At 68.6% G+C, this 25,314-nt stretch carries 22 protein-coding genes and 1 pseudogene; 16 read left to right on the top strand and 7 right to left on the bottom strand.

Features of this window, described 5'->3' with window-relative positions:
- Position 1: 1 nt before the first annotated feature.
- Complete coding sequence (hemB, locus tag ACVOMH_RS10190; RefSeq protein ID WP_481551881.1) at positions 2–991, top strand: porphobilinogen synthase; 990 nt, start codon at positions 2–4, stop codon at positions 989–991.
- Position 992: 1 nt separating this feature from the next.
- Positions 993–1,268 (top strand): SHOCT domain-containing protein, encoded by a 276-nt coding sequence (locus ACVOMH_RS10185; RefSeq protein ID WP_481522517.1) that lies wholly within the window; start codon positions 993–995, stop codon positions 1,266–1,268.
- A gap of 21 nt (positions 1,269–1,289) precedes the next feature.
- Here ACVOMH_RS10185 and ACVOMH_RS10180 read toward each other — a convergent pair.
- A pseudogene (locus tag ACVOMH_RS10180) lies at positions 1,290–2,167 on the bottom strand (TolB family protein).
- A 53-nt stretch (positions 2,168–2,220) separates the two neighbouring features.
- Here ACVOMH_RS10180 and aroE point away from each other — a divergent pair.
- The 4 genes from aroE (at position 2,221) to ACVOMH_RS10160 (ending at position 6,100) form a co-directional block, all read left to right on the top strand.
- Positions 2,221–3,069 (top strand): shikimate dehydrogenase, encoded by an 849-nt coding sequence (gene aroE / locus ACVOMH_RS10175; protein ID WP_481522519.1) that lies wholly within the window; start codon positions 2,221–2,223, stop codon positions 3,067–3,069.
- Positions 3,070–3,076: 7 nt separating this feature from the next.
- The gene (locus ACVOMH_RS10170) at positions 3,077–3,433 is read left to right on the top strand and encodes a hypothetical protein (RefSeq protein WP_481551880.1); all 357 of its coding nucleotides are present in this window, start codon (positions 3,077–3,079) and stop codon (positions 3,431–3,433) included.
- Positions 3,434–3,508: 75 nt separating this feature from the next.
- Positions 3,509–5,608: an ATP-dependent DNA helicase DinG gene (dinG, locus tag ACVOMH_RS10165; protein WP_481551879.1), complete on the top strand. Its 2,100-nt coding sequence runs from the start codon at positions 3,509–3,511 to the stop codon at positions 5,606–5,608.
- 75 nt (positions 5,609–5,683) lie between these two features.
- The gene (locus tag ACVOMH_RS10160) at positions 5,684–6,100 is read left to right on the top strand and encodes a hypothetical protein (RefSeq protein WP_481551878.1); all 417 of its coding nucleotides are present in this window, start codon (positions 5,684–5,686) and stop codon (positions 6,098–6,100) included.
- 265 nt (positions 6,101–6,365) lie between these two features.
- On the opposite strand, the gene hmpA is transcribed toward ACVOMH_RS10160, so the two are convergent.
- On the bottom strand, positions 6,366–7,547 hold the full coding sequence (gene hmpA / locus ACVOMH_RS10155) for an NO-inducible flavohemoprotein (RefSeq protein ID WP_481551877.1): 1,182 nt from the start codon (positions 7,545–7,547) through the stop codon (positions 6,366–6,368).
- A gap of 147 nt (positions 7,548–7,694) precedes the next feature.
- Here hmpA and norR point away from each other — a divergent pair, with 147 nt between their 5' ends.
- On the top strand, positions 7,695–9,248 hold the full coding sequence (norR, locus tag ACVOMH_RS10150) for a nitric oxide reductase transcriptional regulator NorR (RefSeq protein ID WP_481551876.1): 1,554 nt from the start codon (positions 7,695–7,697) through the stop codon (positions 9,246–9,248).
- Positions 9,249–9,263: 15 nt separating this feature from the next.
- Here the strand turns inward: norR and ACVOMH_RS10145 are convergent, their stop codons facing one another.
- Together ACVOMH_RS10145 and ACVOMH_RS10140 are read right to left on the bottom strand one after the other, a co-directional pair.
- A complete protein-coding gene (locus tag ACVOMH_RS10145; protein ID WP_481522525.1) occupies positions 9,264–9,527 on the bottom strand; it encodes a hypothetical protein in 264 nt (87 codons plus the stop codon).
- Between the two features lie 420 nt (positions 9,528–9,947).
- The gene (locus tag ACVOMH_RS10140; protein ID WP_481522526.1) at positions 9,948–11,324 is read right to left on the bottom strand and encodes an amino acid permease; all 1,377 of its coding nucleotides are present in this window, start codon (positions 11,322–11,324) and stop codon (positions 9,948–9,950) included.
- Positions 11,325–11,525: 201 nt separating this feature from the next.
- On the opposite strand from ACVOMH_RS10140, the gene ACVOMH_RS10135 reads away from it, so the two are divergent.
- The 3 genes from ACVOMH_RS10135 (at position 11,526) to ACVOMH_RS10125 (ending at position 15,182) form a co-directional block, all read left to right on the top strand.
- The gene (locus ACVOMH_RS10135; protein WP_481551875.1) at positions 11,526–12,698 is read left to right on the top strand and encodes an acyl-CoA dehydrogenase family protein; all 1,173 of its coding nucleotides are present in this window, start codon (positions 11,526–11,528) and stop codon (positions 12,696–12,698) included.
- A gap of 230 nt (positions 12,699–12,928) precedes the next feature.
- Positions 12,929–13,789: a PA4780 family RIO1-like protein kinase gene (locus ACVOMH_RS10130; RefSeq protein WP_481551874.1), complete on the top strand. Its 861-nt coding sequence runs from the start codon at positions 12,929–12,931 to the stop codon at positions 13,787–13,789.
- A 160-nt stretch (positions 13,790–13,949) separates the two neighbouring features.
- Positions 13,950–15,182 carry a CaiB/BaiF CoA transferase family protein gene (locus tag ACVOMH_RS10125; RefSeq protein WP_481551873.1) on the top strand — a complete coding sequence of 411 codons (1,233 nt, stop codon included), beginning with the start codon at positions 13,950–13,952 and terminating at the stop codon, positions 15,180–15,182.
- A 58-nt stretch (positions 15,183–15,240) separates the two neighbouring features.
- On the opposite strand, the gene trmL is transcribed toward ACVOMH_RS10125, so the two are convergent.
- Both trmL and ACVOMH_RS10115 read right to left on the bottom strand, forming a co-directional pair.
- On the bottom strand, positions 15,241–15,720 hold the full coding sequence (gene trmL, locus ACVOMH_RS10120) for a tRNA (uridine(34)/cytosine(34)/5-carboxymethylaminomethyluridine(34)-2'-O)-methyltransferase TrmL (RefSeq protein WP_481551872.1): 480 nt from the start codon (positions 15,718–15,720) through the stop codon (positions 15,241–15,243).
- A gap of 46 nt (positions 15,721–15,766) precedes the next feature.
- Entirely contained in the window at positions 15,767–16,228 is a 462-nt protein-coding gene (locus tag ACVOMH_RS10115) for an XAC0231 family protein (RefSeq protein WP_481551871.1), read from the bottom strand.
- 351 nt (positions 16,229–16,579) lie between these two features.
- Here ACVOMH_RS10115 and ACVOMH_RS10110 point away from each other — a divergent pair, with 351 nt between their 5' ends.
- The 4 genes from ACVOMH_RS10110 to ACVOMH_RS10095 all read left to right on the top strand — a co-directional run bounded on the left by ACVOMH_RS10110 (position 16,580) and on the right by ACVOMH_RS10095 (position 22,025).
- Complete coding sequence (locus tag ACVOMH_RS10110) at positions 16,580–19,444, top strand: M16 family metallopeptidase (RefSeq protein ID WP_481551870.1); 2,865 nt, start codon at positions 16,580–16,582, stop codon at positions 19,442–19,444.
- A 110-nt stretch (positions 19,445–19,554) separates the two neighbouring features.
- The gene (locus ACVOMH_RS10105; protein ID WP_054659906.1) at positions 19,555–19,872 is read left to right on the top strand and encodes a DUF4156 domain-containing protein; all 318 of its coding nucleotides are present in this window, start codon (positions 19,555–19,557) and stop codon (positions 19,870–19,872) included.
- Between the two features lie 179 nt (positions 19,873–20,051).
- Positions 20,052–21,068, top strand: a complete 1,017-nt coding sequence (locus ACVOMH_RS10100; RefSeq protein WP_054659904.1) for a 3-oxoacyl-ACP synthase III — start codon at positions 20,052–20,054, stop codon at positions 21,066–21,068.
- Positions 21,069–21,131: 63 nt separating this feature from the next.
- Positions 21,132–22,025 (top strand): alpha/beta fold hydrolase, encoded by an 894-nt coding sequence (locus ACVOMH_RS10095; protein ID WP_481522532.1) that lies wholly within the window; start codon positions 21,132–21,134, stop codon positions 22,023–22,025.
- A gap of 56 nt (positions 22,026–22,081) precedes the next feature.
- Here ACVOMH_RS10095 and ACVOMH_RS10090 read toward each other — a convergent pair whose 3' ends face one another.
- A complete protein-coding gene (locus tag ACVOMH_RS10090; protein WP_481522533.1) occupies positions 22,082–22,513 on the bottom strand; it encodes a YkgJ family cysteine cluster protein in 432 nt (143 codons plus the stop codon).
- Between the two features lie 101 nt (positions 22,514–22,614).
- On the opposite strand from ACVOMH_RS10090, the gene oleC reads away from it, so the two are divergent.
- Together oleC and oleD are read left to right on the top strand one after the other, a co-directional pair.
- Positions 22,615–24,267, top strand: a complete 1,653-nt coding sequence (gene oleC, locus ACVOMH_RS10085) for an olefin beta-lactone synthetase (RefSeq protein ID WP_481551869.1) — start codon at positions 22,615–22,617, stop codon at positions 24,265–24,267.
- Positions 24,264–25,259, top strand: coding sequence for a 2-alkyl-3-oxoalkanoate reductase (gene oleD, locus ACVOMH_RS10080; protein WP_481522535.1), 996 nt, complete (start codon positions 24,264–24,266; stop codon positions 25,257–25,259). Before oleC ends, oleD begins: the two co-directional genes overlap by 4 nt.
- Positions 25,260–25,314 lie beyond the last annotated feature (55 nt).

Here is a 25,314-nt window from a genome sequence, read left to right as displayed (position 1 = left end):
CATGGGCCATCCCCATTACCGCCCGCGCCGCATGCGCCATGACGAGTTCTCGCGCCGGCTGATGCGCGAGCACACGCTGACCACCGACGACCTGATCTGGCCGGTGTTCGTGCATGAGCTGGACGGTCGCGCGCCGGTCGGCTCGATGCCGGGCGTGGACCGCATGTCCATCGACGAGCTGCTGCGCGAGGCCGAGCAGGTGCTGGAACTGGGTGTACCGGTGATCGACCTGTTCCCGGTGATCGACGCCTCGCGCAAGACGCTGGATGCGGCCGAAGCCTGGCATCCGGAGGGTCTGGCACAGCGCGCGGTGCGTGCACTGAAGTCGCGTTTCCCCGAGCTGGGGGTGATGACCGACGTGGCGCTGGATCCGTACACCACGCACGGCCAGGACGGCATCATCGACGAGCGCGGCTACGTGCTCAACGACATCACCGTCCAGGCGCTGGTCAAGCAGTCGCTGTCGCACGCTGAAGCCGGTGTGGACATCATCTCGCCCTCGGACATGATGGACGGCCGCATTGGTGCGATCCGTACCGCGCTGGACGCCGCCGGTCATATCAACGCGCGCATCATGGCCTATTCGGCCAAGTACGCCTCGGCCTTCTACGGTCCGTTCCGCGATGCGGTGGGCAGCTCCGGCAACCTCGGCAAGGCCGACAAGAAGACCTACCAGATGGACCCGGCCAACAGCGACGAGGCCATGCGCGAGATCGCGCTGGACCTGGAGGAAGGCGCGGACATGGTGATGGTCAAGCCGGGCATGCCGTACCTGGACATCGTGCGCCGGGTGAAGACCGAATTCGGCGTGCCGACCTTCGCCTACCACGTCAGTGGCGAGTACGCGATGCTCAAGGCGGCCGCGGCCAATGGCTGGCTGGACGAGCGCAAGTGCGTGCTGGAGACGATGATCGGCTTCAAACGCGCCGGCGCCGACGGCGTGCTGACCTACTACGCGCCGCAGATCGCGCGCTGGCTGAAGGAGGCTTGAGATGGATGCTCCGGCGGTACAGGCCTACCAGTGGGTGGTATGGGTGATCGGCGTGTCGGTATTCGCGGCGGTGATCGGGCTGGTGATCGCGGCGATCGTGCGTGCGCGCCGGCGTCCGGCCGAACTGCATTCGGCGGCCGAACGGCTGCAGCGCGAAGCCCCGCCGCCGCCGGAGGTGGATGCCGGGCTGCGCGCGCTGAGCCTGCAGAAGCAGAAGGGCCAGATCAGCGAGGAAGAGTACGAGAAGCGTCGCGCCGAGATCCTCGCCCGCCGCTGAGCTGCCGCCACCGGCATGGGCTCAGTGGCAGTCGTCGCTGCCGTCCACCGCCGGGGCCTTCATCCGGTACAGGTCCAGGCCGCCGGCCCGCGGCGCCCGTGCGCTGCCGCTGAGCACCAGCTCGGCCGGTTTGCTGGCATCGACCAGCGCGCCGCGGGTGGTGCCCCCGGGTGTGTTGAACGACAGCGCCAGCGCCGCGGGTGGCGCCCAGCGGCCCTGTCGGCATTGCGCCAGCCAGACCCGGGTGCCGCCTTCGGCCGCGGTGCGGGCAAACAGCACCGCGCGGCCGCCACTGAGCCAGCTGCCATCGATTTCATCCGCCGCACTGTTGATGCCGGCCAGGGGCGTCGGCGCGCTGAAACCCGCGCCCGCGCTGTCCGCCTGCCACAGGTCCCAGCCGCCGGCTGCGCCGGGGCGGTTGCTGGTGAACAGCAGGCGGCCATCGTCGGCCAGCGCCGGCGAGCGCTCGTCGTGGCGGCTGTTGAGTGTTTTGCCCAGCGGCTGCGGGGCACCGAAGCTGCCGTCAGGCCGGACCGCGGCCCGGTACAGGTCGAATCCGCCGCGGCCGCCGGTGCGGTTGGAGGTGAAGTACAGCCAGCGGCCGTCGGCGCTCAGGAACGGATCGACCTCGTCGGCCTCGCTGTTGAGCGCCAGCGGCTGTGCCTCCATCCAGCGCGTGCCCTGCAGGCTTGCCTGCCACAGATCCCAGCCGCCGGCACCGCCGTCGCGGTTGCTGGCCCAGACGATGCGCTGGCCGTCGGCCGACAGGCTGGCACGCAGCTCATCGGCGCGGGTGGAGACCACGCCATGCCTTCGATGCCGAACTCGGAAAGCGCCGAGGCCACCGGGGTACAGAGTAGACTCGCAGTCAGCGCGAGCAGCAGTGGTCGGGTCCGCATGAAGGTTCCGCAGGCGAGAATCGCGTCCAGTCTAGGTCATGCAGAGGATCACCATGAGCGCACCCCGCTACGCCGTATTTGGCCAGCCCATCGCACACTCGCAATCGCCCTTCATCCAGTCGGCCTTCGGCAAGGCGCACGGTATCGCCGTGGACTACCGTGCGATCGAGGCTTCGCCGGACGCGTTCGCCGCTGCACTGGAAGCCTTTGCCGCCGAGGGCGGCGTCGGGGCCAATGTGACCCTGCCGCTCAAGGAAGCGGCGTTCGCGCTGTGCACCACCACCACCTCGCGTGCGCAGCGTGCCGGCGCGGTCAACACGCTGCTGCGCAAGGGTGACCGCTGGCACGGGGACAACACCGACGGCATCGGTCTGGTGCGCGACCTGACCGGGCGGCATGGGCTGGACCTGCGCGGCCGCCGCGTGCTGCTGCTCGGCGCCGGCGGCGCCGCACGCGGCGTGGCGCCGGCGCTGCTGGATGCCGGCATCCTCGAACTGATCGTGGTCAACCGCTCGCCCGAGCGTGCCGATGCGCTGGTCGATGCGATGAGCGAGCCGGGCCGCGCGATTTCCGCCTACTGGGAAGCGCTGCGCGAACAGGGCGATTTCGAACTGATCATCAACGCCACCTCGGCCGCGCGCGGTGGCGGTGAGGGCTTCAACCTGCCGCTGTCGCTGGTCAACAGCATGACCACGGCGGTGGATCTGAACTACGGCGAGGCGGCCATTCCATTCCTGGCCTGGGCCCGCGCCTCGGGCTGCCGCAACAGTTTCGACGGGCTGGGCATGCTGGTCGAACAGGCCGCCGAAAGCTTCCAGCAATGGCATGGCATGCGTCCGGAAACCGATGCGGTGTACGCGCAGCTGCGCAGCCGCGATGCGTTCCTGGTCACCGCCGACTGAGCGTGCCATGGAAAGCACGCAGCTGTTGACCACCCTGCTGGTCTCCATCGGCTACCGCCTGCCGATCCTGATCGCGCTGGGGGTGGCCCTGGTGATGCTGCTGGATACCCCGCGCGGGCGGGTGCGCACGGTGGCGCTGTCGGCGCTGGTGCTGCTGCTGGCGGCGACCCTTGTCGGCGGCGTGTTGAGCGTCCTGCCGCTGCTGCTGATCGCCGGCGGCAACTTCGCCGGGCTCAGTGGTCTGAACACGGTGCTGGGCGTGGCCCATTTCGCGCTGTCGCTGCTGGAGGCCACCGGTTTCATCCTGCTGGCGTGGGCGCTGGTACAGGCGCTGCGTCGACAAGCGGCGCGCGGCACGGTGTGATCTGCACGGGCATTCGGTGAATGCGGGCCGGTGTGGGAAAATGCCGGCCTTGATCGCAGCAGGCAGCACAGTGGCGTGACCGAAAAAGTGGAAGCACCGCGGACCTTGACCGAGGAATTGAAGGCCGGCATCCGCGACGCCTACGCCAAGCTGCAGGCCAACACGCCCGGGTTCAGCACGCGCCGTTCGCAGAGCCAGATGATCGGCGTGGTGTCGCGTGCGCTGGGCACCGGCGGCGTGGGTGTGGTGGAAGCGCCGACCGGCGTGGGCAAGAGTCTGGGCTATCTGACCGCCGGCGTGCCGATCGCGCTGGCCAGCAAGAAGAAGCTGGTGATCAGCACCGGCACCGTGGCGCTGCAGTCGCAGCTGGTCGAGCGCGACATCCCCAATTTCCTGAAGAACACCGGGCTGCAGGCCACCGTGGCGCTGGCCAAGGGGCGCACCCGTTACCTGTGCACGCGCAATGCCGCCGAAGCGCAGGGCGAGGGCAGCCAGGAAGGCATGTTCGGCGACGAGGCCCCGCTCTACGACCGGCCGCTGGCACCGATCGAAATGGATGTGGCCGAGAAGCTGACCAAGGCCTTCATCGAGGGCAAGTGGAATGGCGATCTGGACAACGCACCGGAGGCGGTCACCCCCACCTTGCGCATGCGCATCACCACGCCGGCTTCGGCCTGTGCCGGGCGCCGTTGCGCGTATTCGGCGCAATGCCCGGTGCTGCGCGCGCGTACTGATGTGCGCGATGCGCAGATCGTGGTCACCAACCACGCGCTGCTGCTGTCGGCACTGTCACTGGGCGACAGCGACAGCGGCCAGCCGTTGATCGCCCCGCCCGGCGAGATGCTGCTGGTACTGGACGAAGGCCACCACATCGGCAATGTCGCCATCGACCAGGGCGCGGCCACCCTGCCGCTGGATGACATGGCCAAGCGCACCGGCCGCCTGCAGATCCTGATCGCCGGCGCCTACCGCGCGGTGGACAAGGACAAGCTCGGCAACCTGCTGCCGAACGAGGCCATCGAGGTGGCGGCGCGGGTGAGCAAGCTGCTGAAGGCCTTCCGCGACGAGATCGCCCAGGTATGGATTCCGCAGCCCGACGAGCGCGAACCGATGTGGCGCGCCGCCAATGGCCGCTTGCCTGACTCCTGGCGCCAGCCGATCGAAGTGCTGGCCGATGAAACCCGCACCCTGCTCAACTGGACCACGGCGGCGGCTTCGGCGGTGGCCAAGGGCAAGCAGGATGATCCGGCGGTCGAGCGCCTGCAGCGCAATCTGGGCATGGCCCAGGAAATGGTCGAGCAGCAGTACAACCTGTGGGCCGGCTGGCGCCGCGAGGACAAGGAGGGCCAGCCGCCGATCGCGCGCTGGATCACCCTGTCGCGCGATGGCGACACCATCCTGCACTGCTCGCCGGTATCGGCGGCGATGGTGCTACGCAAGCTGCTGTGGGACGAAGTGGACTCGGTGGTGATGACCTCGGCCACGCTGACCGGCGGCGGCGATTTCCAGTCGCTGGCCATCGACAACGGCATTCCCGCAGACGCGGAGATGGTGTCGCTGGCCTCGCCGTTCGACCTGCCCAACCAGGCCGAGCTGATCGTGCCGCCGTTCCCGGTGACACCCGACGACCGCGAGCGCCATCCCAAGGAAGTGGCCAAGTACCTGGCCAGCGAACTGGACTGGGACAAGGGCAGCATGGTGCTGTTCACCTCGCGCTGGAAGATGGAAAAAGTGGCCGAGCTGATGCCGGCGACGCTGCGCAAGAAGGTGCTGGTGCAGGGTGACGGCGCCAAGCAGAAGATGATCGACGAGCACCTCAGGCGCACCGCGGCGGGCGAGGGTTCGGTGCTGTTCGGCCTGAACTCGTTTGGCGAGGGCCTGGACCTGCCGGGCGAGGCCTGCACCACGGTGGTCATCACCCAGGTGCCGTTCGCGGTGCCGACCGATCCGCAGACCTCGACCCTGAGCGAGTGGTTCGAAAGCCGCGGGCTGAACTCGTTCAACCTGATCGCGATCCCGCATGCGCTGCGCACGCTGACCCAGTTCGCCGGGCGCCTGATCCGCACCTCCACCGACACGGGCCGGGTGATCATCCTCGATTCGCGGCTGCTGACCCGCCGTTACGGCAAACGCATCATCGATGCGCTGCCGCCATTCAAGCGGGTGATCGGCTGAGCGTGCGGCCGGTGTGACTGGTGCCGGCCGGCGCCAGTCCGTACAGTGCCTCGCCCTTCCTTGCCTGTCGCCCGCATGTCCGATTTCATCGCCACCTTTCCCTGGACGCTGCCGTTGCAGCGTCTGCAGCAGCGCGATCCGGCGCTGGCGCCGCTGGCGCTGTTCGATGCGGACGGTGCCTTGAACGCGCGCGGGCAGGCGCTGGCGCAGCTGCTGCTGGCCGGGCAGGCGCTGGCGCAGCGCGAGGCCGATGTCGCGCTGGTGGCCGATGAGCTGCGCCGCTACCAGAAGTTCGCCCCGCCGGGCCGGCCGTCGCTGCAGATCGTGCAGCTGCGCCGGCAGCAGTCGGCCGTGCAGCAGGCGCAGCGGGTGGCCCGACAGGCCTTCATTCGACAGGCGGATGCCTTGGCGCGGGCGATGTCGCTGGCGGTTCCGGCCAAGCTGGGAACGCTTGTCATCGTCGAGCGCTGGTTGCAGGCCCACCTGCGCTGATCCCGCATCTGCGGTGATCGGGGGCCTGGCCGCCGCTCCTGCGGTTCCAGCGTGGCCGGACAGGACCGGCCGATGTCCCCGCCCGCCGGGCCGAAAGCACGGCACCGCCGTCCGCTTCACGGCACAGATGTTCATGCCGATCTTCCCGGCAATGCGCGCTGCCGCCGCCTGGCCCTGCCGTGGGGGCTTGCGGCAGGGGCAAACAAGCAGGCCGGCGGATTGCCCCGCCGGCCTGCCCCCCCTCAACACGGTGTGCCTGCGCGGCTCAGGCGTCCAGCGCCGCGGCCGGGCCGAAGAACTCGTAGTGGCTCTGGGCTTCGGGCACGCCGGCAGCGCGCAGCAGTTGCTTGACCTGCGCCATGAACGGCTTGGGGCCGAGGAAGTAGGCATCCAGGTCGCGCTCGGCCGGCAGCCACTGCTCCAGCAGTTCGCGCGAGAGGAAACCTTCAGCGTCGGCCTGGTCGCCCGGCAGCGCTTCGCTGTAGCAGGTGTAGCTGCGCAGCTGCGGATGCTGCTGCTGCTTTTCGGCGATCAGCTCGCGGAACGCATGCACCTGGCCGTTGCGCGCGCAATGGATGAAATGCACCTCGCGGCCGCTGGCCAGCGCCTGTTCCAGCATCGGCAGGGTCGGGGTGATGCCGACGCCGGCGCTGATCAGCGCCAGCGGCTTGTCGCTGACCTGCAGGGTGAAATCGCCGGCCGGGGCGAACAGCTCCAGGGTGTCGCCGACGTGCACATGGTTGTGCAGGTGGTTGGAGACCAGCCCCTGGTGCTGCTGCTTGACGCTGATGCGGTAGCCCACGCCATCGGCCGCGCGCGAGAGCGAATAGTTGCGGCGCACCTCCTTGCCGTCCAGCACCAGCGTCATGCCGATGTACTGGCCCGGCTGGAAGTCCACCACCGCGCCGCCGTCTGCCGGCACCAGATGGAAGGAGACGATCTCCGCGCTCTCGCGCACCTTCTCGGCGACGCGGAAGGTGCGGGCGCCACGCCAGCCGCCGGGCGCGCTTTCATTGGCCGCATACACCGATTCCTCGGCACCGATCAGGATGTCGGCCAGCATCTGGTAGGCCGCGCCCCAGGCTTCAAGGATCTCGTCGGTGGCCACCTCCGGCCCCAGCACCTCGCGGATCGCGCGCAGCAGGTAATGGCCGACGATCGGGTAGTGCTCGGGCAACACCTGCAGGGCGACGTGCTTGTGCACGATCTGGCCGACCAGCGGGCCCAGCGCCTCGAGCCGGTCGATGTGCTTGGCGTACATCAGCACCGCGTTGGCCAAGGCCCGGGCCTGGTTGCCGCTGGCCTGGTGGGCCTGGTTGAACAACGGCTGCACCTGCTCGTTCTCGGTCAGCATCAGCCCGTAGAAATGGGTGGTCAGGGCTTCACCGCCGGTTTCCAGCAGCGGGATGGTGGCTTTGATCAGGTCGCGTTGGGTGGGGCTCAGCATTGCGTGTTTCTCGGGTTGCTTCAGGAGTACCCTGTGTATTCCACGTTCCGTGCCAGCTTTTGAAGCCATGAAAATCAACGGGTTGCGATTTCGGCGAGTTGAAATGACCCGCAGTTCTCCGAGTCAATCGGACTCGCCGGTGTCGAAATGACCCGCAGTCCGTTCATGGCCGCGATCATTCCGCTGGTCGATGACCTGTCGCGCGATCTGCCCGAGGCCGAGCGCTACCGGCGCCTGCTGCAGGTGCTGCGGCAGCTGCTGCCGGCCGACGCGGTGGCGCTGCTGCGGCTGGACGGCGAGCAGCTGGTGCCGCTGGCGGTGGAAGGCCTGAGCGCGGACACGCTGGGGCGGCGCTTCCGGCTGGACCAGCACCCGCGGCTGGCGGCGATCCTGCAGGGCGCCGGCACGGTGCGCTTTGCCGCCGACTGCGGCCTGCCCGATCCCTACGACGGGCTGGTGGACTCGGTCCACGGCCACCTCGAGGTGCACGACTGCATGGGCTGCACGCTGTACATCGACGACCGGCCGTGGGGCGTGCTGACGATGGATGCGCTGCGCCCAGGGCAGTTCGGGCCGACCGAATGCGGCCGGCTGGAGGCGTTCGTCAGCCTGGCCGCGGCCACGGTCAAGGCGGTGGAGCGGATCGGCGCGCTGTCGGCGCAGCTGGGCGAGGAGCAGCGGTTGGCCGAGACCTGGCGGCAGGCCGCCGGCCAGCGTCCGCCGCCGGAGGTGGTGGGGCAGAGCAGCGCCTACAAGGCCTTGCGCAAGGAGATGGAGCTGGTCGCGCCGACCGATCTGGGCGTGCTGATCAGCGGCGAGACCGGGGTCGGCAAGGAACTGGTAGCGCGCGGCATCCACCGCCGCTCGACGCGCGCGGACAAGCCGATGGTGGTGATCAACTGCGCCGCGCTGCCCGATGCGCTGGTGGAAAGCGAGCTGTTCGGGCATGTGCGCGGCGCCTTCACCGGCGCCGTCGGCGAGCGCCGCGGCAAATTCGAACTGGCCGATGGCGGCACCCTGTTCCTGGACGAGGTCGGCGAACTGCCGCTGGCCAGCCAGGCCAAACTGCTGCGCGTGCTGCAGAGCGGGCAGCTGCAGCGGGTGGGCTCGGACCGCGAACACCAGGTGGATGTGCGGGTGATCGCCGCGACCAATCTGGATCTGGCCGCTGCGGTGCGCGAAGGGCGTTTCCGCGCCGACCTGTACCACCGGCTCGGCGCCTATCCGCTGCGGGTGCCGCCGCTGCGCGAGCGCGAGCGCGACGTGCTGCTGCTGGCCGGCTATTTCCTGGAGGAGGCGCGCACGCGCATGGGCCTGCGCAGCCTGCGGCTGTCGGCCGAGGCACAGGCGGCGCTGCTGGGCTACGACTGGCCGGGCAATGTGCGCGAACTGGAACACCTGGTCGGCCGTGCGGTGCTGCGCGCGCTGGCCGCCAGTGGCGAGGCCCGGCCGCGCATCCTCACCGTGGGCCCGCCGGCGCTGGAGTTGCCCTTGGCCGCAAGTCCGGAGGCCCCTTCCGGGCCGGCGACGACCCGCACACCGGTGGCCGGTGATCTGCGCAAGGCGGTGGAGGATTTCCAGCGGCGGCAGATCGCCGCCAGTCTGGAGCGGCACGCCGGCAGCTGGACCGAGGCCGCCCGCACGCTGGGACTGGACCGCGCCAACTTGAACCGGCTGGCCAAGCGGCTGGGGCTGAAGTGAGCCGCGAGGCGCGGCTCAGGAGTCGGCGCGGTTGAGCGCGGCGGTCATCGCCGCGGCGTCCTCGCGGTTGAGGAACAGGTATTCCAGCTCGGCCGCGCCGAACTTGTCTTCCAGCTCGTGCAGACGCACCGGGTGATTGCCGAAGCGGTAATGGGTGCTGCCGTCCTCGTCGTTCGTGATGGCATACACGCCGAAGGAGGGCGGATTGGTCAGGGTGCCTTCCAGCTTCACGGCGGAAGGGTCGATGGCGCGCTCGATAAGGTCGTCTAGGTCGATCATGGCGTTGCGATAAGGCGGCAGGGGAGGGGGAAAGGGACGTTGTGGAGCGGGGAGGCCAGGTCAATGCGGTCCGTGTGGACAGTGGCGGCGCTGGCCATCGGCCCGCCCGGCGAGGGCCAGGGCGATGAGTTGCGAGCGGGTACGGTCACGTCGGGCCCAACCTGTGCATTGCGATACCCGCGTTGATAGCCCGGATCGGGTGCATCGGAGGTGATTTTTGCCGCGCCCGGACGCCAGCCAGCCGCCGGCCGACTTCCCGCACAACGGCTGCGCGAAGGTGGCGTTGGGGGCGATGTGGGGGTCGACGCTTGGGTCTTCAATCGGCATGGCTGGCCTCGAATGGGCGCAGCCTGCCGTTAGTTTCGCGTTAAAACAAGCCCGCCGTCGCGGCGGGCCGGTGAACAGCCCGATCCGGCATGTTCAGCCGCCGCGGGCACGCCGCGCCAGCGCGCTGCACAGGGCGATGACGGCGGTCAGCGCGGCCATCGACAGGAACTGCATGCGGGTCTGCGGCGAGACCATCAGCAGGGCGAAGATCAGCGCCAGGATCGCCAGCGCCAGCACCGTCAGATACGGGAAACCGGCCATCCGGAACGGCAGCGGCGTGCCCCGCCGCTCGGCGCGGCGGCGCAGGATCAGCTGCGAGACCAGGGTGATGGTCCATACCAGCAGGCAGGTGGAACCGACCACGTTGAGCAGCACCGGCAGCACCTGGTCGGGGAACAGCAGTTCCAGCACGGTGGCGGCGAAGCCGAACAGCACACTGGCCAGCACCGCGATCACCGGCACCTGGCGGGCGTTGGTGCGCGCCAGCCAGCGCGGGGCTTCGCCGCGCTCGGCCAGCGAGTAGATCATCCGCGAAGCGCCGTAGAGGTTGGCGTTGAGTGCCGACAGCAGGGCGATCACCGCGATCAGGGTGATGGCGGTGGCGGCGCCGGGAATATTGGCCACCTGCAGCACGGCGGCGAACGGTGACTTCAGCGAGGCGCTGTTCCACGGCACCACGGCGATGATCACGCCGATCGAACCGATGTAGAACACCAGGATGCGCCAGGCCACGGTGCGGATGGCGCGCGCCAGGCTGCGCTCGGGGTCCTGGGTTTCGGCCGCGGCCACGGCCACGATCTCGGTGCCGCCGAAGGCGAAGATCACCACCAGCAGCGCCGCACCGATACCGGCCAGGCCCTTGGGCATGAACCCCTCATGGGCGGTGAAGTTGGCCAGCCCCGGCGAGGTCACGCCCGGCAGCAGACCCAGCAGCAGCGCGATGCCGACCAGGATGAAGGCGATGATCGCGCCGACCTTGAGGATCGCGAACCAGAACTCGAACTCGCCGTAGTTCCGCACTCCCAGCAGGTTGATCGCGGTGAACACCAGCATGAACGCCAGCGAGGTCAGTGGCACCGACAGCTGTGGCCAGACCGTGGCCAGCAGGCCGGCCGCGCCCACCGATTCGGCCGCGATCACCACCACCAGCTGCGCCCACCACAGCCAGCCCACGGTGGCCCCGGCGGTGGCGCCCAGTGCATCGGCGGCATAGACCGAGAACGCACCGCTGGTCGGGCGCGCGGCGGCCATCTCGCCCATGGCGTGCATCATGATGATGACCAGCGTGCCGGCCACCAGATAGGAGATCAGCACCGCCGGACCGGCGGCCTGGATGCCGACGCCCGAGCCGAGGAACAGGCCGGCGCCGATCGCGCTGCCCAGCCCCATCATGATCAGCTGGCGCGGCTTGAGCGCGCGTTCCAGGGACTGCGACGGCGCGGTGGCCGGGGCCGGAGGAGTGGCGGGCATCGGTGCGGTTCACGGCTGAGGAGGGCGACACCATACCGCGTCCACCCGTTGCCGTGTCTGTCCCGAAGGTTGGGGGGTGGGCCGGCGGCAACCGCCCCGCGTGGCGGCGGCGGACGTGCGGGCGCAGCAATTCTTTCGGCCGGTTTGCACTACCTTATGCCCTACCTTCCCGGGCGCCGAGGCGCCTTCCCAGAGACAGTAATGAGCCTGAAGACACTGAACCCCTACGACCTGTTCGATGTGCGTTCGCTGCTGAGCGAGGAAGAGCGCGCGGTGCAGGATTCCGTTGCCCGTTTCACCGACGAGCGGGTCATTCCGATCATCGGCGACTGTTTCGACCAGGGCCGCTTCCCGAGCGAGCTGATCGGCGAGATCGCCGACATGGGCCTGCTCGGCAGTTCGCTGCCGGAGCAGTACGGGGGCGGTGGGCTCAACGGTGTCAGCTATGGCCTGATCTGCCAGGAACTGGAGCGCGGCGATTCGGGCATCCGCAGTTTCGTCTCGGTGCAGAGCTCGCTGTGCATGTACCCGATCTACGCCTACGGCTCGGAAGAACAGCGCCTGCGCTGGTTGCCGGACATGGCGCGCGGCAAGGTGATCGGCTGCTTCGGCCTGACCGAGGCGCATGGCGGTTCGGACCCGGCCAGCATGAAGACCCGGGCGGTGAAGGACGGCGGCGACTGGGTCATCAACGGCTCCAAGATGTGGATCACCAACGGCCCGGTGGCCGATATCGCCATCGTCTGGGCCAACACCGACGAGGGCGTGCAGGGCTTCGTCATCGAGAAGGGCACCCCGGGTTTCACCGCCCAGGAGATCAAGCACAAGATGAGCCTGCGCGCCTCGGTGACCGGCGCGCTGTTCTTCGACAACGTGCGCGTGCCCGATGCCAACCGCCTGCCCAACGTGAAGGGCCTGAAGGGCCCGCTGGGCTGCCTGACCCAGGCCCGCTACGGCATCACCTGGGGCCCGATCGGTGCGGCCATCGCCTGTCTGGACGAAGCGCTGGCCTACACCAAGGAGCGCATCCTGTTCGGCCGCCCGGTCGCCGCCACCCAGAGCGCGCAGATCAAGATGGCCGACATGGCCCGCCGCATCACCGCCGGCCAGCTGCTGGTGCTGCAGCTGGGCCGCCTGAAGGACGCCGGGCAGATGCAGCCGCAGCAGGTCAGCCTGGCCAAGTGGAACAACTGCCGCCTGGCCATCGACATCGCCCGCGAATGCCGTGACCTGCTCGGCGGCGCCGGCATCACCACCGAGCACGGTGCGATCCGCCATGCGCTGAACCTGGAGTCGGTGATCACCTATGAAGGCACCGAGACCGTGCACCAGCTGGTGATCGGCCGCGAGCTGACCGGCATCAACGCGTTCTGATCGCGGGCGAAGGGCCGCGCGGACGCGGCTGGCAACCGCGTTGCCGCCGGGGCAGGTTCCGGCGGTAACGTGAACGCCGCCCCACCCCGGCAGATGCCGCCGGCCTGTTGCCGGTGGGCGCCATCGGCAACAATATGCCCCCTTGATCCCGTCCTATCGGGCCACGTTCGACGCCGTTCGATCCGCCGCCCTGCCGTGCCGCCCTGTCGGCCAGTACCTACCGAGAGACCGTGAAGACACCCCAACAATTGCAGGCACTGATCGACGACGGTGTCATCGAAGAAGTGCTGCGCCCGCTCAAGAGCGGCAAGGAAGCGGCCGTTTACGTGGTCCGCAGCGGCGGTGAAGTGCGCTGCGCCAAGGTCTACAAGGACATGGCCCAGCGCAGCTTCCAGCAGCGTGTGCAGTACCAGGAGGGCCGCAAGGTCCGCGGTTCGCGCGAGGCCCGGGCCATCGGCAAGGCCAGCAAGTACGGCCGCAAGCAGCAGGAAACGGCGTGGAAGAACACCGAGGTCGACGCGCTCTACCAGCTGCGAGAAGCCGGGGTGCGGGTACCCGAGCCGTTCGGCTATTTCCACGGCGTGCTGGTGATGGAGCTGGTCACCGATGCCGAAGGCTTCAGCGCCGCGCGCCTGGGCGAGGTGGAGCTGGAGGCCGAGGAGGCGCGCCAGTTCCACGCGGTGCTGGTGCATCAGGTCAAGCTGATGCTGTGCTGCGGGCTGATCCACGGCGACCTGTCGCCGTACAACGTGCTGGTCGGCCCGGACGGCCCGATCGTCATCGATTTCCCGCAGGTGGTCAGCGCCGCCGGCAACAATGCCGCGCGCACCATGTTGCTGCGCGACGTCAACAACCTCACCGCGTTCCTCGGGCGCAGCGCGCCGGAACTGCTGGACACCTGGTACGGCGAGGAGATGTGGGAGCTGTTCCAGGCCGGTGAGCTGCAGACCGATACCGTGCTGACCGGCGAGTACACCCCGGACATGAGCAGCATCGATCTGGACAGCGTGCGTCACGCCATCAACGACGCCCGCGAGGAAGCGCTGATCCGCCAGCAGGGCCGTGAAGCGGCCGAGCAGGACGACGACTGAGCCGCTGGCCGGCCGTCAAAATCGCGACGTGGGAATGCTGCAAATACCGTCGGCCGGGTTGTGGAACCCGGCCGATCGTGTGTGCGGCGGTGCCGCGTTGGCCGGCGGGCGGCGCGCCGTGGCACCCTGCGCGTTCCGCTATCCGGGGTTGGGGGCTGCAGTGAACTTGCTTGAGGGTGTGCGCGTGCTGGACCTGTCCCGCATCCTGGCCGGGCCGTGGGCCACGCAGGTGCTGGCCGATTTCGGTGCCGATGTGATCAAGGTCGAGCGCCCCGGGGGGGGTGATGACACCCGCAGCTGGGGGCCGCCGTACCTGAAAGATGCCGATGGCAACGACACCGGCGAGTCGGCTTATTACCTGTGCGCCAACCGCGGCAAGCGATCGGTGGCGATCGACTTCACCACGCCCGACGGGCAGGCGCTGATCCGCGAACTTGTTACCCGCTGCGATGTGCTGGTGGAGAACTACAAGGTCGGCGGGCTGGCCAGGTACGGGCTGGATTTCCCCCGCTTGCAGGCGCTGAACCCGAAGCTGGTGTACTGCTCGATCACCGGTTATGGCCAGGATGGCCCGTACGCGCAGCGCGCCGGCTATGACGCGGCGATCCAGGCCATCGGCGGGCTGATGAGCGTGACCGGCGAGCCCGATGGCGCGCCCGGCGCCGGCCCGCAGAAGGTGGGCGTGGCTGCGACCGATCTGATGACCGGCATGTACGCGGCCACCGCGATCCTGGCGGCGCTGCGCCATGCCGAGCGTACCGGCATCGGCCAGCAGATCGATCTGGCGCTGCTGGACACGCAGGTGGCGTGGTTGGCCAACCAGGCTTCCAACTACCTGGTCGGCGGGATGGTGCCGATCCGGCAGGGCAGCGCGCACCCGAACATCGTGCCCTACCAGGTGATGCCGGCGGCCGATGGCTATTTCATGCTGGCCGTGGGCAACGATGGCCAGTTCGCGCGCTTGTGCGAGGTGATCGGCCAGCCGCAGCTGGCGGGCGATCCACGCTATGCGAGCAACGCCGCCCGCATCGCCCATCGCGCCGAACTGGTGCCATACCTGCAGGAGTGCTTGCGCACGCGCCCGGCCGCGCACTGGCTGGCGCTGCTGGAAAAAGCCGGGGTGCCGGCCAACCCGGTCAACCGCATCGACCAGGTGTTTGCCGATGTGCAGGTGCGTGCACGCGGGCTGAAGATCGAACTGCCGCATGCCAGTGGCGCCGAGGTGGCGATGGTGCGCAATCCGCTGAAGTTCTCGGCCACGCCATTGCAGTACACCTGCGCCGCGCCGGTGCTGGGCCAGCACACCGCGCAGGTGCTGGAGGACGTGCTGTCACTGGATGCCGGGCAGCTGCGGCAGTTGCAGGCGAGCGGGGTGCTCGGCGGCGGGGAGTGAAGCCGCTCGGCTTCATCCGGCCGCGGATGGCCCAGAATGCATCGGCTGGTCGCGCGGACTACTGGCCGCCGGGAAAACCGTGCTGGCGCCAGGCCTCGAACACCACCACCGCCACCGAGTTGGACAGGTTCAGGCTGCGGTTGTTGGGCTGCATCGGCAGGCGCAGGCGGCGGCCGTCAGGCAGCGCGTCGAGCAGGTCCTGCGGCAGGCCGCGGGTTTCCGGGCCGAACAGGAACGCATCGCCATCGGCGAAGGCCACGCTGTCATAGCGCACGCTGCCACGGGTGCTCATCGCGAACAGGCGCGTGGGCGCGATGCGCGCCAGCGCGGTGTCCAGGTCTGGGTGGACCTGCAGCTGCGCGTATTCGTGATAGTCCAGGCCGGCGCGCTTGAGCTGCCTGTCGCTTAGGTCGAAGCCCAGCGGCTCGATCAGGTGCAGGCGCGCGCCGGTGTTGGCGCAAAGCCGGATCACATTGCCGGTGTTCGGCGGGATCTCGGGCTGGTAGAGCAGAACATCGAAAACGGGTGCGGAAGTCATCGGCGCAGTTTACGCCGCCGCAGGCAGGGCCTGGCGTGTGGCCGGCTCAGCGGCCCAGCAGATCGGCGGCGACGTTGATGGCCAGCGACTGCAGGCTCAGCGAACCCGGGCGGATGTGCAGGGCCGGCACGGCGACCACCCAGTGACCCAGCGCGGTGGCCATCGCCATGGTGGTGGCGTGGACGCGGTTGTCGTGTGCGGTCTCGGCGGCCAGCGCGTCGCGCTGTTCGCGGGTCGGGCGCACCTGGATGGCGGCCAGCGTCACCATCGGCTGGGCGGCGGCCAGTTCGGCATTGCGTTCGACGATCTGGCCGGCGGTCGGGCGGACCTGCACCGCGCTCAGGGTGGGGATGGCGCTGGTGCGCTCGTGTTCGGCCTGGTCCAGCTGGTCGGCGCTGGGGCGCACCTGCACGGTTTCCAGGGTGGGGATGTCGGAAGCCTGGACCGAAGCGGCAAACGCGGTGCCGGCGGCAAGGGCGATGGCAATGGCGATGGACTTGGTGTTCATGGCAGGACCTATTTGGTGTGTGTGAACAGCGGTGTGGTAGTAATGTAGTACACCATTCCTCGTGCTGCAAGAAATTTCTTGCTTTCCGACGCCTGGTTCAGCGTTTGCTCAGGTTTGCTTCGGGGTGGCTGCGCTGCAGTGAGAACAGAGCAGGCTGCATGCCAACTGCATCTCATTGATATGGCTTGGTTTCTTGTGGGTGCACGGTGTCCGTTGTCCGGACACTGGCCGTGCCGGGGGTGTCCACCGCGGACGCGGTAGCCGGGAAACGCCGCTATGACGGATGGGCGGTGTGGCGACGGCGGGGCCCGGTTAGCATCAGCACTCACATTCATGCCCAAGGAAAGAGGAATGAACGCAGCTGTTCCCCGCACCGCCCTGCTCACCCTGGCGTTGAGCGCCGCCCTCGGAGGATTCGTCGGCGCGCCTCTGGTCGCCGAAGCCAAGTCCGCGCCGGTCGCGGCCCCGGCGGTGGATATCCCGTACGAACAGTTCACCCTGCCCAACGGCCTGCGTGTGGTGGTGCACACCGATCGCAAGGCGCCGATCGTGGCGGTGAACATCTGGTACCACGTCGGTGCCAAGGACGAGCCGTCCGGCCGCACCGGTTTTGCACATCTGTTCGAGCACCTGATGTTCCAGGGCAGCGAGAACCACAGCGGCGAGTTTTTCGAACCGTTCAAGCAGGTCGGCGCCACCGACCAGAACGGCACCACCAATACCGACCGCACCAACTATTTCCAGAACGTGCCGACCACCGCGCTGGACATGGCGCTGTGGATGGAGTCCGACCGCATGGGCCACCTGCTCGGTGCGATCGACCAGGCCGCGCTCGATGAACAGCGCGGCGTGGTGCAGAACGAGAAGCGCCAGGGCGAGAACCAGCCCTATGGCCAGGTGTGGGACAAGCTGACCCGCGCGCTTTATCCGGCCGGGCATCCGTACCACCACGGCGTGATCGGTTCGATGAACGATCTCAATGCCGCCTCGCTCGATGACGTGAAGACCTGGTTCCGCACCTGGTACGGCCCGAACAACGCGGTGCTGGTGCTGGCCGGCGATATCGATGTGGCCACCGCCAAAGAGAAAGTCGCCCGCTATTTCGGCGATATCCCGGCCGGTCCGAGCATGGCCCAGCCGAAGGTGGATGTGGCGCAGCGTCCGGCCAGCACCCGCGAGGTGATGACCGACAAGGTGCCGCAGGCACGCATCTACCGCGCCTGGAATGTGGCGCAGCTGGGCACGGCCGATATCGACCAGCTCGGGCTGCTGGCCTATGTGCTGGGCGGGGCCAAGTCCTCGCGGCTGGACCAGCGCCTGCTGCACAACGACAAGCTGGTGGACAACATCACCGCGATGGCCGACGCCTCGCAGCTGGGCTCCAACTTCCTGATCATGGCCACCGTCAAGCAGGGCGTGGACCCGGCCAGGGTGGAGGCGGCCATCGATGAGGAACTCAAGCGCCTGATCGCCGAAGGCCCGAGCGCCGATGAACTGGAGCGCGCCAAGGTGCAGTCGCGTTCGGGTTTCGTGCGCGGGATCGAGCGGATCGGCGGTTTCGGCGGCAAGGCCGACGCGCTGGCCGAATGCACCGTGTACGAAGGCGATCCGGGCTGCTTCCGCACCTCGCTGGCCAACATCGACAAGGCCACTGCCGGAGACCTGAAGGCGGTTGGCGCGAAGTGGCTGGGCGTGGGCGACCACACCCTGGTGGTCACGCCGGGCGCGCGGGTGGCGCTGGAGGAACTGCCCTCGGGCAAGCCGGCGCCGTTCAACGTGCCGGCGGTGGACCCGAAGTACACGGCACTGCCCAGCCAGGTGGACCGCAGCGCCGGCGTGCCGCAGACCACGAGCTTCCCCGAGCTGAAGTTCCCGCAGTTGCAGCGCGCCACGCTGAAGAACGGCACCCGGGTGGTGCTGGCCGAGCGCCATGACATCCCGGTGGTGCAGTTTAGCTATGAGTTCCCGGGGGGCTTCACCGCCGATCAGGGACGCAAGCCGGGCACCGCCAACTTCACCATGGGCATGCTCGATGAGGGCGCCGGTTCGCGCGGCGCGCTGGCATTCGCCGACGCCGCCGAGGCGCTGGGCGCGCGCATCGGCGCCGGCGCATCGTTGGATGGCGCCAGCGTGTTCCTGTCGGCGCTGAAGGAGAACCTGGCCCCGTCGCTGGCGCTGTATGCCGACGCGCTGCGCGCGCCGCGCTTCGACCAGAACGAGATCGACCGCATCAAGGCGACCTGGATCGCCGGCATCCAGCAGGAGAAGGCGCAACCCAACGCGGTGGCCATGCGCGTGCTGCCGCCGCTGCTGTACGGCGCCGGTCACCCGTATGCGATTCCGTTCACCGGCAGTGGCGACGAGGCGGCGATCGCCGCGCTCGGCCGCGAGGACCTGGTCGGTTTCCACAAGGCCTGGGTGCGTCCGGAAGCGGCCACGCTGATCGTGGTCGGCGACACCACGCTGCAGGAGATCGTGCCGTTGCTGGAGCGCCAGTTCGGTGACTGGAAGGGCGAAGGCGCCGCGGCCAGCGTGGCGGCACCGGCCCCGGTGGCCCGTCCGCAGGGCGCGCGCGTGTACCTGATCGACCAGCCCGGCGCGGTGCAGGCCAATCTGTTCGCCGGCCAGGTCGTGCCTTCCACCATGGATACGGGAGCCACCCGCTTCGATATGGCCAATGGCGTGCTCGGTGGTGATTTCACCTCGCGTCTGAACATGAATCTGCGGGAGGACAAGCACTGGTCCTACGGTGCGCGCAGCATGGCCAGCCCCGCCCTGGGCCAGCGGCCGTGGATGGCGGTGGCGCCGGTGCAGATCGACAAGACCGCCGAGGCGATGAAGGAGATGCACGCCGAGATCGCGCAGTTCGCCGGCGGCCAGCGCCCGCCCACGGCCGGGGAGGTCACCCGCATCCGCAACATCCAGACGCTGAGCCTGCCCGGCGCCTATGAGACCGGCGCGGCGGTGATGAGCACCATCGGTGGCATCGTCCGTTACCAGCGCCCGGATGATTACGTGTTCAAGCGCAAGGCCGAGATCGAGGCGATGACCCCGGCGCAGGTGGCGCAGGCCGCCGGCACGCTGGATCCGGCCGCGCTGACCTGGGTGGTGGTGGGGGACCTGAAGCAGACCGAAGCCCCGGTGCGTGCCCTGAACCTGGGCGAAGTCACCGTGATCGATACCGAAGGCAAGCCGGTGGCCGCCACGGCCAGGTAAGTTCCACGCAGCCCACGCCATGGCCCGCTCCGCAGTGGAGCGGGCCATGGATCATGACGGGTTCATTCATTCACGGCACAATCCGTTCCGTTATCTACAAGGAACTGTCCATGCGTATCGTGTTTCTGTCTGTCCTGATCGCCAGCACCGCTGCCTGCACCTGGGTGCCGATTGAATCTTCAGGCAAGGCGGTGCGCGTGCTGCCGGCCGGTCCGGTCGCGCCGGGGTGCGTGACCAAGGGCGAGATCGTGGTGTCGGTGAAGAACAAGGTCGGTTTCTACAACCGCAACCCGCTGCGTGTGCAGGAAGAGCTGGAAACCCTGGCCCGCAACGAAGCGCCCAGTGCCGGTGCCAATGCGGTGCAGGCGACAGGGCTGCCGGCCGATGGCAGCCAGCGCTTTGCCGCCTACCAGTGCCCGCCGCGCTGAGTGCGGCAACTGTCCGTGAGCCGGTGATTTCCCGGCTCCGCGGCGCGCAGGCACGTGGTCCCGGTGCCTGCCAGCGCGCCGGAGGGCTCCATACGGCGGGCCGTTTATTTGTAAAGATGCGGTAAAAAGGCGCAGAGGCTAGAATAGCGCCCCCTTCGCCTGAGTCTTGGCGCTTTCCGATGCCTTTCCAGAATGTCTCGATCGCGGGACTGGCGCATATTGATGCGCCGCATACGCTGACCTCCAAGGAAATCAACGAGCGGCTCCAGCCCACGCTGGAACGCCTGGGGATCCGTGCCGATGTGCTGGGCGATATCGCCGGCATCCACGCGCGCCGGCTTTGGGACCAGGGTACGCAAGCCTCTGATGTGGCCACCCTCGCCGGTCAGAAGGCGCTGGATGATGCCGGCATCACCGCCGACAAGATCGGCCTGCTGCTCAACACCTCCGTCAGCCGTGACTACCTGGAGCCGTCGACCGCGTCGATCGTGTCCGGCAACCTGGGCATCGGCGAAGACTGTGTCACCTTCGACATCGCCAACGCCTGCCTGGCCTTCATCAACGGCATGGACGTGGCCGCGCGCATGCTCGAGCGCGGTGATATCGATTACGCACTGATCGTCGACGGCGAAACCTCGAACCTGGTCTATGAAAAGACCCTGGAGCGCATGATGTCCCCGGACATCACCGCCCAGCAGCTGCGCGACGAAGTCGCCGCGCTGACCACCGGTTCCGGTGCCGCGGCCATGGTGCTGGCACGCTCGGAGCTGGTGCCCGATGCGCCGCGCTACAAGGGCGGCGTGACCCGTGCGGCCAACGAGTGGAACAAGCTGTGCGTGGGCAACCTGGACCGCATGGTCACCGACACCCGCCTGCTGCTGATCGAAGGCATCAAGCTGGCCACCAAGACCTTCGAGGCCACGCGCGAGGCGCTGGGCTGGGCGGTGGAGGAGATCGACCAGTTCGTGATCCACCAGGTCAGCCAGCCGCACACCAACGCCTTCATCAAGGCCTTCGGCATCGACCCGAAGAAGGTGATGACCATCTTCGGCGAGCACGGCAACATCGGTCCGGCCTCGGTGCCGATCGTGCTGAGCAAGCTGCGTCAGCTGGGCAAGCTCAAGAAAGGCGACCGCGTGGCGCTGATGGGTATCGGCTCGGGCCTGAACTGCACGATGGCCGAAGTCGTCTGGTAAGCCGGCACGGCGCAGACGAAACACAGGGCCGGTTCTGCCGGCCCTTTTTCCAGGTGCGATGTGATGAACAAGTTCCCCGGCTATCCGAGCCACACCCACCGCTTCGAGGTCCGTCCCGGGCTGTCGATGAACTACATCGACGAAGGCCCGCGCGATGGCGAGGTGGTGGTGATGCTGCACGGCAACCCGTCGTGGAGCTATCTGTGGCGCCATCTGGTCAACGGCCTGAGCGACAAATACCGCTGCATCGTGCCGGATCACATCGGCATGGGCCTGTCCGACAAGCCCGATGACAGCCGGTACGAGTACACGCTGCAGTCGCGCGTGGATGATCTGGACGCGCTGCTCACGCACCTGGGCATCACCGGTCCGGTGACGCTGGCGGTGCACGACTGGGGCGGCATGATCGGTTTCGGCTGGGCGCTGTCGCACCACGCGCAGGTCAAGCGGCTGGTGATCACCAATACCGCCGCGTTCCCGCTGCCGGCCGAAAAGCCGATGCCGTGGCAGATCGCCATGGGCCGGCACTGGAAGCCGGGCGAGTGGTTCATCCGTACCTTCAACGCGTTCTCCGCCGGCGCCTCGTGGCTGGGCGTGAGCCGCAGGATGCCTGCCGAAGTGCGCCGTGCCTATGTCGCCCCGTACGACAGCTGGGCCAACCGCATCGCCACCATCCGCTTCATGCAGGACATCCCGCTGTCACCGGCCGACAAGGCGTGGTCGCTGCTGGAGCGTGCCGCTGCGGCGCTGCCGTCTTTCGCCGACCGCCCGGTGTATATCGCCTGGGGCCTGCGTGATTTCTGCTTCGACCACCACTTCCTGGCCGGCTTCCGCAAGGCCTTGCCGCAGGCCGAAGTGACCGCGTTCGAGGATGCCAACCACTACGTGCTGGAAGACAAGCACGAGGCCATCGTGCCGGCGGTGCGTGCGTTCCTGGAGCGCAACCCCCTGCGCTGACTGCCCGATGACAACCCCGCCGGACTTTGCGCTGCGGCGGTTGGGCCCGGCAGCGCTCAGGCGGCGATCGGCGGCTGTGGCGGTGAGGATGGCGTGTTGCCGTTGTCGTCCGGCTGTGGACCGTCATTGTCGGCCGCATCGCGCCAGCGCCAGTCGGCCAGGGTCAACGGGGCCAGCCCATGGGCGGCGCGCGCGCGATCACACTGCGCGCTGACCTGGCCGTATTCCCACGACGCATCGACTTCGCGACAGACGCTGGGACGGCTGGGGTGAATGGTGCAGCGCGAATACTCGCCAATGCGCGCATCCAGCGCCACGCAGCGGATCGGGTCCGAATAGGTGCCCTGCATGCACAGCCGGTGCGGGTCCAGGCGCTGGGTCAGCGCGTGTGGCACGCCGCCTTCGCTGGCTTCGTCCGATTCCATCCAGTGGAAGGCGACGCGGTACTGGGCGCAGCAGGCGCCGCAGCTGAGGCAGGGATGGGGCATGGGAGCCGGCCTTGGGGCGGCGATGCGGGTGGGGAAGCTGGAGGATTTTCCATGCCGCCGTTCCGCGCGCAAGAAATTTCTGCAGCGGTGACAATATGCCGATGAACGATTCCTGCAATATCGCCGCGCGCCTGCCCGAACTGGCGCGTGAACGGCCCGACCAGATCGCCATCCGTTGCCCGGGCCGGCCGGGCCCCGACGGCATGGCCCGCTACGACGTCACCTTGGATTACCGCACGCTCGATGCGCGCAGCGATGCCATCGGCGCCGGGCTGGCGGCCTATGGCATCGGCCGCGGTGTACGCGCGGTGGTGATGGTGCGGCCGGGGCCGGAGTTCTTCCTGCTGATGTTCGCGCTGTTCAAGATCGGTGCGGTGCCGGTGCTGGTGGATCCGGGCATCGACAGGCGCGCGCTCAAGCAATGCCTGGACGAGGCGCAGCCGCAGGCCTTCATCGGTATCCCGCTGGCGCATCTGGCGCGGCTGCTGCTGGGCTGGTCGAAGTCGGCCACGCGGCTGGTCACGGTCGGCACGCGCTGGGGCTGGGGCGGCACCACCCTGGCCCGGCTCGAAGCGGCCGGGACCGGCGCCGGCAGCCAGCTGGTGGCCACCGCGCCGGAGGACACCGCGGCGATCCTGTTCACCAGCGGCTCGACCGGCGTGCCCAAGGGCGTGGTCTACCGCCACCGCCATTTCCTCGGCCAGATCGAGCTGCTGCGCAACGCCTTCGGCATGCAGCCCGGCGGCGTCGATCTGCCGACCTTCCCGCCGTTCGCGCTGTTTGATCCGGCGCTGGGCCTGACCTCGGTGATCCCGGACATGGACCCGACCCGGCCCGGCAGTGCCGATCCACGCAAGCTGCATGACGCCATCGCCCGTTTCGGCGTGACCCAGCTGTTCGGCTCGCCGGCGCTGATGCGGGTGCTGGCCGAGTACGGCCAGCCGCTGCCGACGGTGACCCGCGCGACCTCGGCCGGGGCGCCGGTGCCGCCGCAGACCGTGTCCAAGATCCGCGCGCTGATGCCGGCCGACGGCCAGTTCTGGACGCCCTATGGCGCCACCGAATGCCTGCCGGTGGCGGTGATCGAAGGCCGTGAGCTGGAGGCGACCGGCGCGGCGACCGAAAGTGGTGCCGGCACCTGTGTCGGCGCGGTGGTGGCGCCCAACCAGGTGCGCATCATCGCCATCACCGATGAACCCATCGCCAACTGGAGCGGTGTGCGCGAACTGCCCGTGGGCGAGGTCGGCGAGATCACCGTGACCGGGCCCACCACCACCGACAGCTATTTCAACCGGCCGCAGGCCACCGCCGCGGCCAAGATCCGCGAGGTGCTGGCCGACGGCAGCGAGCGCATCGTGCACCGCATGGGCGATGTGGGCTGGTTCGATGCGCAGGGGCGGCTGTGGTTCTGCGGGCGCAAGACCCAGCGCGTGGAAACCGCCACCGGGCCGCTGTACACCGAGCAGGTCGAGCCGGTGTTCAACACCGTGCCCGGCGTGCGTCGCACCGCGCTGGTCGGCGTGGGGCCGCTGGGCCGGCAGGTGCCGGTGCTGTGCTACGAACGGCTGCCCGGCAGCGAGGCCGCCGCCATCGAGCAGGCGCTGCGCGCACTGGCGGCAACGCAGCCCAGGCTGGCCGGGATTGGCCGGTTCCTGCAGCATCCGGCGTTTCCGGTGGACATCCGCCACAACGCCAAGATCGGCCGCGAAAAGCTCGCGGTCTGGGCGGCAACCCGATTGAAGGAGCGCGCATGAAGATTCTGGTCACCGGCGGCGGTGGATTTCTCGGTCAGGCGCTGTGCCGGGGCCTGGTCGCGCGCGGCCACGAGGTGCTCAGCTTCAACCGCGGCCATTACCCGCAGCTGCAGGCGCTGGGCGTGGGCCAGATCCGCGGCGATCTGGCCGATGCCAATGCGGTGCACCACGCCGCCGCCGGCGTCGATGCGATCTTCCACAACGCCGCCAAGGCCGGCGCCTGGGGCAGCTATGACAGCTACTTCCAGGCCAATGTGGTTGGCACCCGCAACGTGCTGGCCGCCTGTCGTGCGCATGGCATCGGGCGTCTGGTCTATACCTCCACGCCGAGCGTGACCCATCGCGCCACCCATCCGGTGGAGGGGCTAGGCGCGGACGAGGTGCCCTATGGCGAGGATTTCCAGGCGCCGTACGCGGCCACCAAGACCCTCGCCGAGCAGGAAGTGCTGGCCGCCAACGGCGCCGAGCTGGCCACCGTCGCGCTGCGGCCGCGGTTGATCTGGGGGCCGGGCGACAACCAGCTGGTGCCGCGTCTGGCACAGCGGGCCAGGGCCGGGCGCCTGCGTTTTGTCGGCGACGGCAGCAACAAGGTCGATACCACGTTCATCGACAATGCCGCGCAGGCGCACTTTGATGCGTTCGACCATCTGGTGGTCGGTGCGGCCTGTGCCGGCAAGGCCTACTTCATCTCCAATGGCGAGCCGCTGCCGATGCGCGAACTGCTCAACCGGCTGCTGGCTGCGGTGGGCGCGCCGGCGGTGGACAAGACGATCTCGTTCAAGGCCGCCTACCGCATTGGCGCGGTCTGCGAAAAGCTGTGGCCGCTGCTGCGGCTGCGTGGCGAGCCGCCGATGACGCGTTTTCTGGCCGAGCAGCTGTGCACGCCGCACTGGTATTCGATGGAGCCGGCGCGCCGCGATTTCGGCTACGTGCCGAAGGTGTCGATTGAAGAGGGGTTGCGTCGCTTGGCAGCGGCGACCACTGCCGGTTGAGCTGCGTCGTCATGCCGCTATCACGTCGCGATCACCGTGTCGCGACCGCCGGACA

This window comes from Stenotrophomonas sp. STEN013, assembly GCF_056760355.1.
This window is presented reverse-complemented; position numbering and strand designations above follow the sequence as displayed.

What these genes read in the sequence shown, in the direction of transcription:
- ACVOMH_RS10100 (WP_054659904.1), top strand. Translation starts at nt 20,052, where the DNA reads ATGCCTTTCCAGAATGTCTCGATCGCGGGACTGGCGCATATTGATGCG.
- ACVOMH_RS10185 (WP_481522517.1), top strand. Translation starts at nt 993, where the DNA reads ATGGATGCTCCGGCGGTACAGGCCTACCAGTGGGTGGTATGGGTGATC.
- trmL (WP_481551872.1), bottom strand. Translation starts at nt 15,720, where the DNA reads ATGACTTCCGCACCCGTTTTCGATGTTCTGCTCTACCAGCCCGAGATC.
- aroE (WP_481522519.1), top strand. Translation starts at nt 2,221, where the DNA reads ATGAGCGCACCCCGCTACGCCGTATTTGGCCAGCCCATCGCACACTCG.
- ACVOMH_RS10090 (WP_481522533.1), bottom strand. Translation starts at nt 22,513, where the DNA reads ATGCCCCATCCCTGCCTCAGCTGCGGCGCCTGCTGCGCCCAGTACCGC.
- ACVOMH_RS10160 (WP_481551878.1), top strand. Translation starts at nt 5,684, where the DNA reads ATGTCCGATTTCATCGCCACCTTTCCCTGGACGCTGCCGTTGCAGCGT.
- ACVOMH_RS10170 (WP_481551880.1), top strand. Translation starts at nt 3,077, where the DNA reads ATGGAAAGCACGCAGCTGTTGACCACCCTGCTGGTCTCCATCGGCTAC.
- oleC (WP_481551869.1), top strand. Translation starts at nt 22,615, where the DNA reads ATGAACGATTCCTGCAATATCGCCGCGCGCCTGCCCGAACTGGCGCGT.
- hemB (WP_481551881.1), top strand. Translation starts at nt 2, where the DNA reads ATGGGCCATCCCCATTACCGCCCGCGCCGCATGCGCCATGACGAGTTC.
- ACVOMH_RS10105 (WP_054659906.1), top strand. Translation starts at nt 19,555, where the DNA reads ATGCGTATCGTGTTTCTGTCTGTCCTGATCGCCAGCACCGCTGCCTGC.
- ACVOMH_RS10135 (WP_481551875.1), top strand. Translation starts at nt 11,526, where the DNA reads ATGAGCCTGAAGACACTGAACCCCTACGACCTGTTCGATGTGCGTTCG.
- ACVOMH_RS10110 (WP_481551870.1), top strand. Translation starts at nt 16,580, where the DNA reads ATGAACGCAGCTGTTCCCCGCACCGCCCTGCTCACCCTGGCGTTGAGC.
- ACVOMH_RS10140 (WP_481522526.1), bottom strand. Translation starts at nt 11,324, where the DNA reads ATGCCCGCCACTCCTCCGGCCCCGGCCACCGCGCCGTCGCAGTCCCTG.
- ACVOMH_RS10095 (WP_481522532.1), top strand. Translation starts at nt 21,132, where the DNA reads ATGAACAAGTTCCCCGGCTATCCGAGCCACACCCACCGCTTCGAGGTC.
- oleD (WP_481522535.1), top strand. Translation starts at nt 24,264, where the DNA reads ATGAAGATTCTGGTCACCGGCGGCGGTGGATTTCTCGGTCAGGCGCTG.
- hmpA (WP_481551877.1), bottom strand. Translation starts at nt 7,547, where the DNA reads ATGCTGAGCCCCACCCAACGCGACCTGATCAAAGCCACCATCCCGCTG.
- norR (WP_481551876.1), top strand. Translation starts at nt 7,695, where the DNA reads ATGACCCGCAGTCCGTTCATGGCCGCGATCATTCCGCTGGTCGATGAC.
- ACVOMH_RS10145 (WP_481522525.1), bottom strand. Translation starts at nt 9,527, where the DNA reads ATGATCGACCTAGACGACCTTATCGAGCGCGCCATCGACCCTTCCGCC.
- ACVOMH_RS10115 (WP_481551871.1), bottom strand. Translation starts at nt 16,228, where the DNA reads ATGAACACCAAGTCCATCGCCATTGCCATCGCCCTTGCCGCCGGCACC.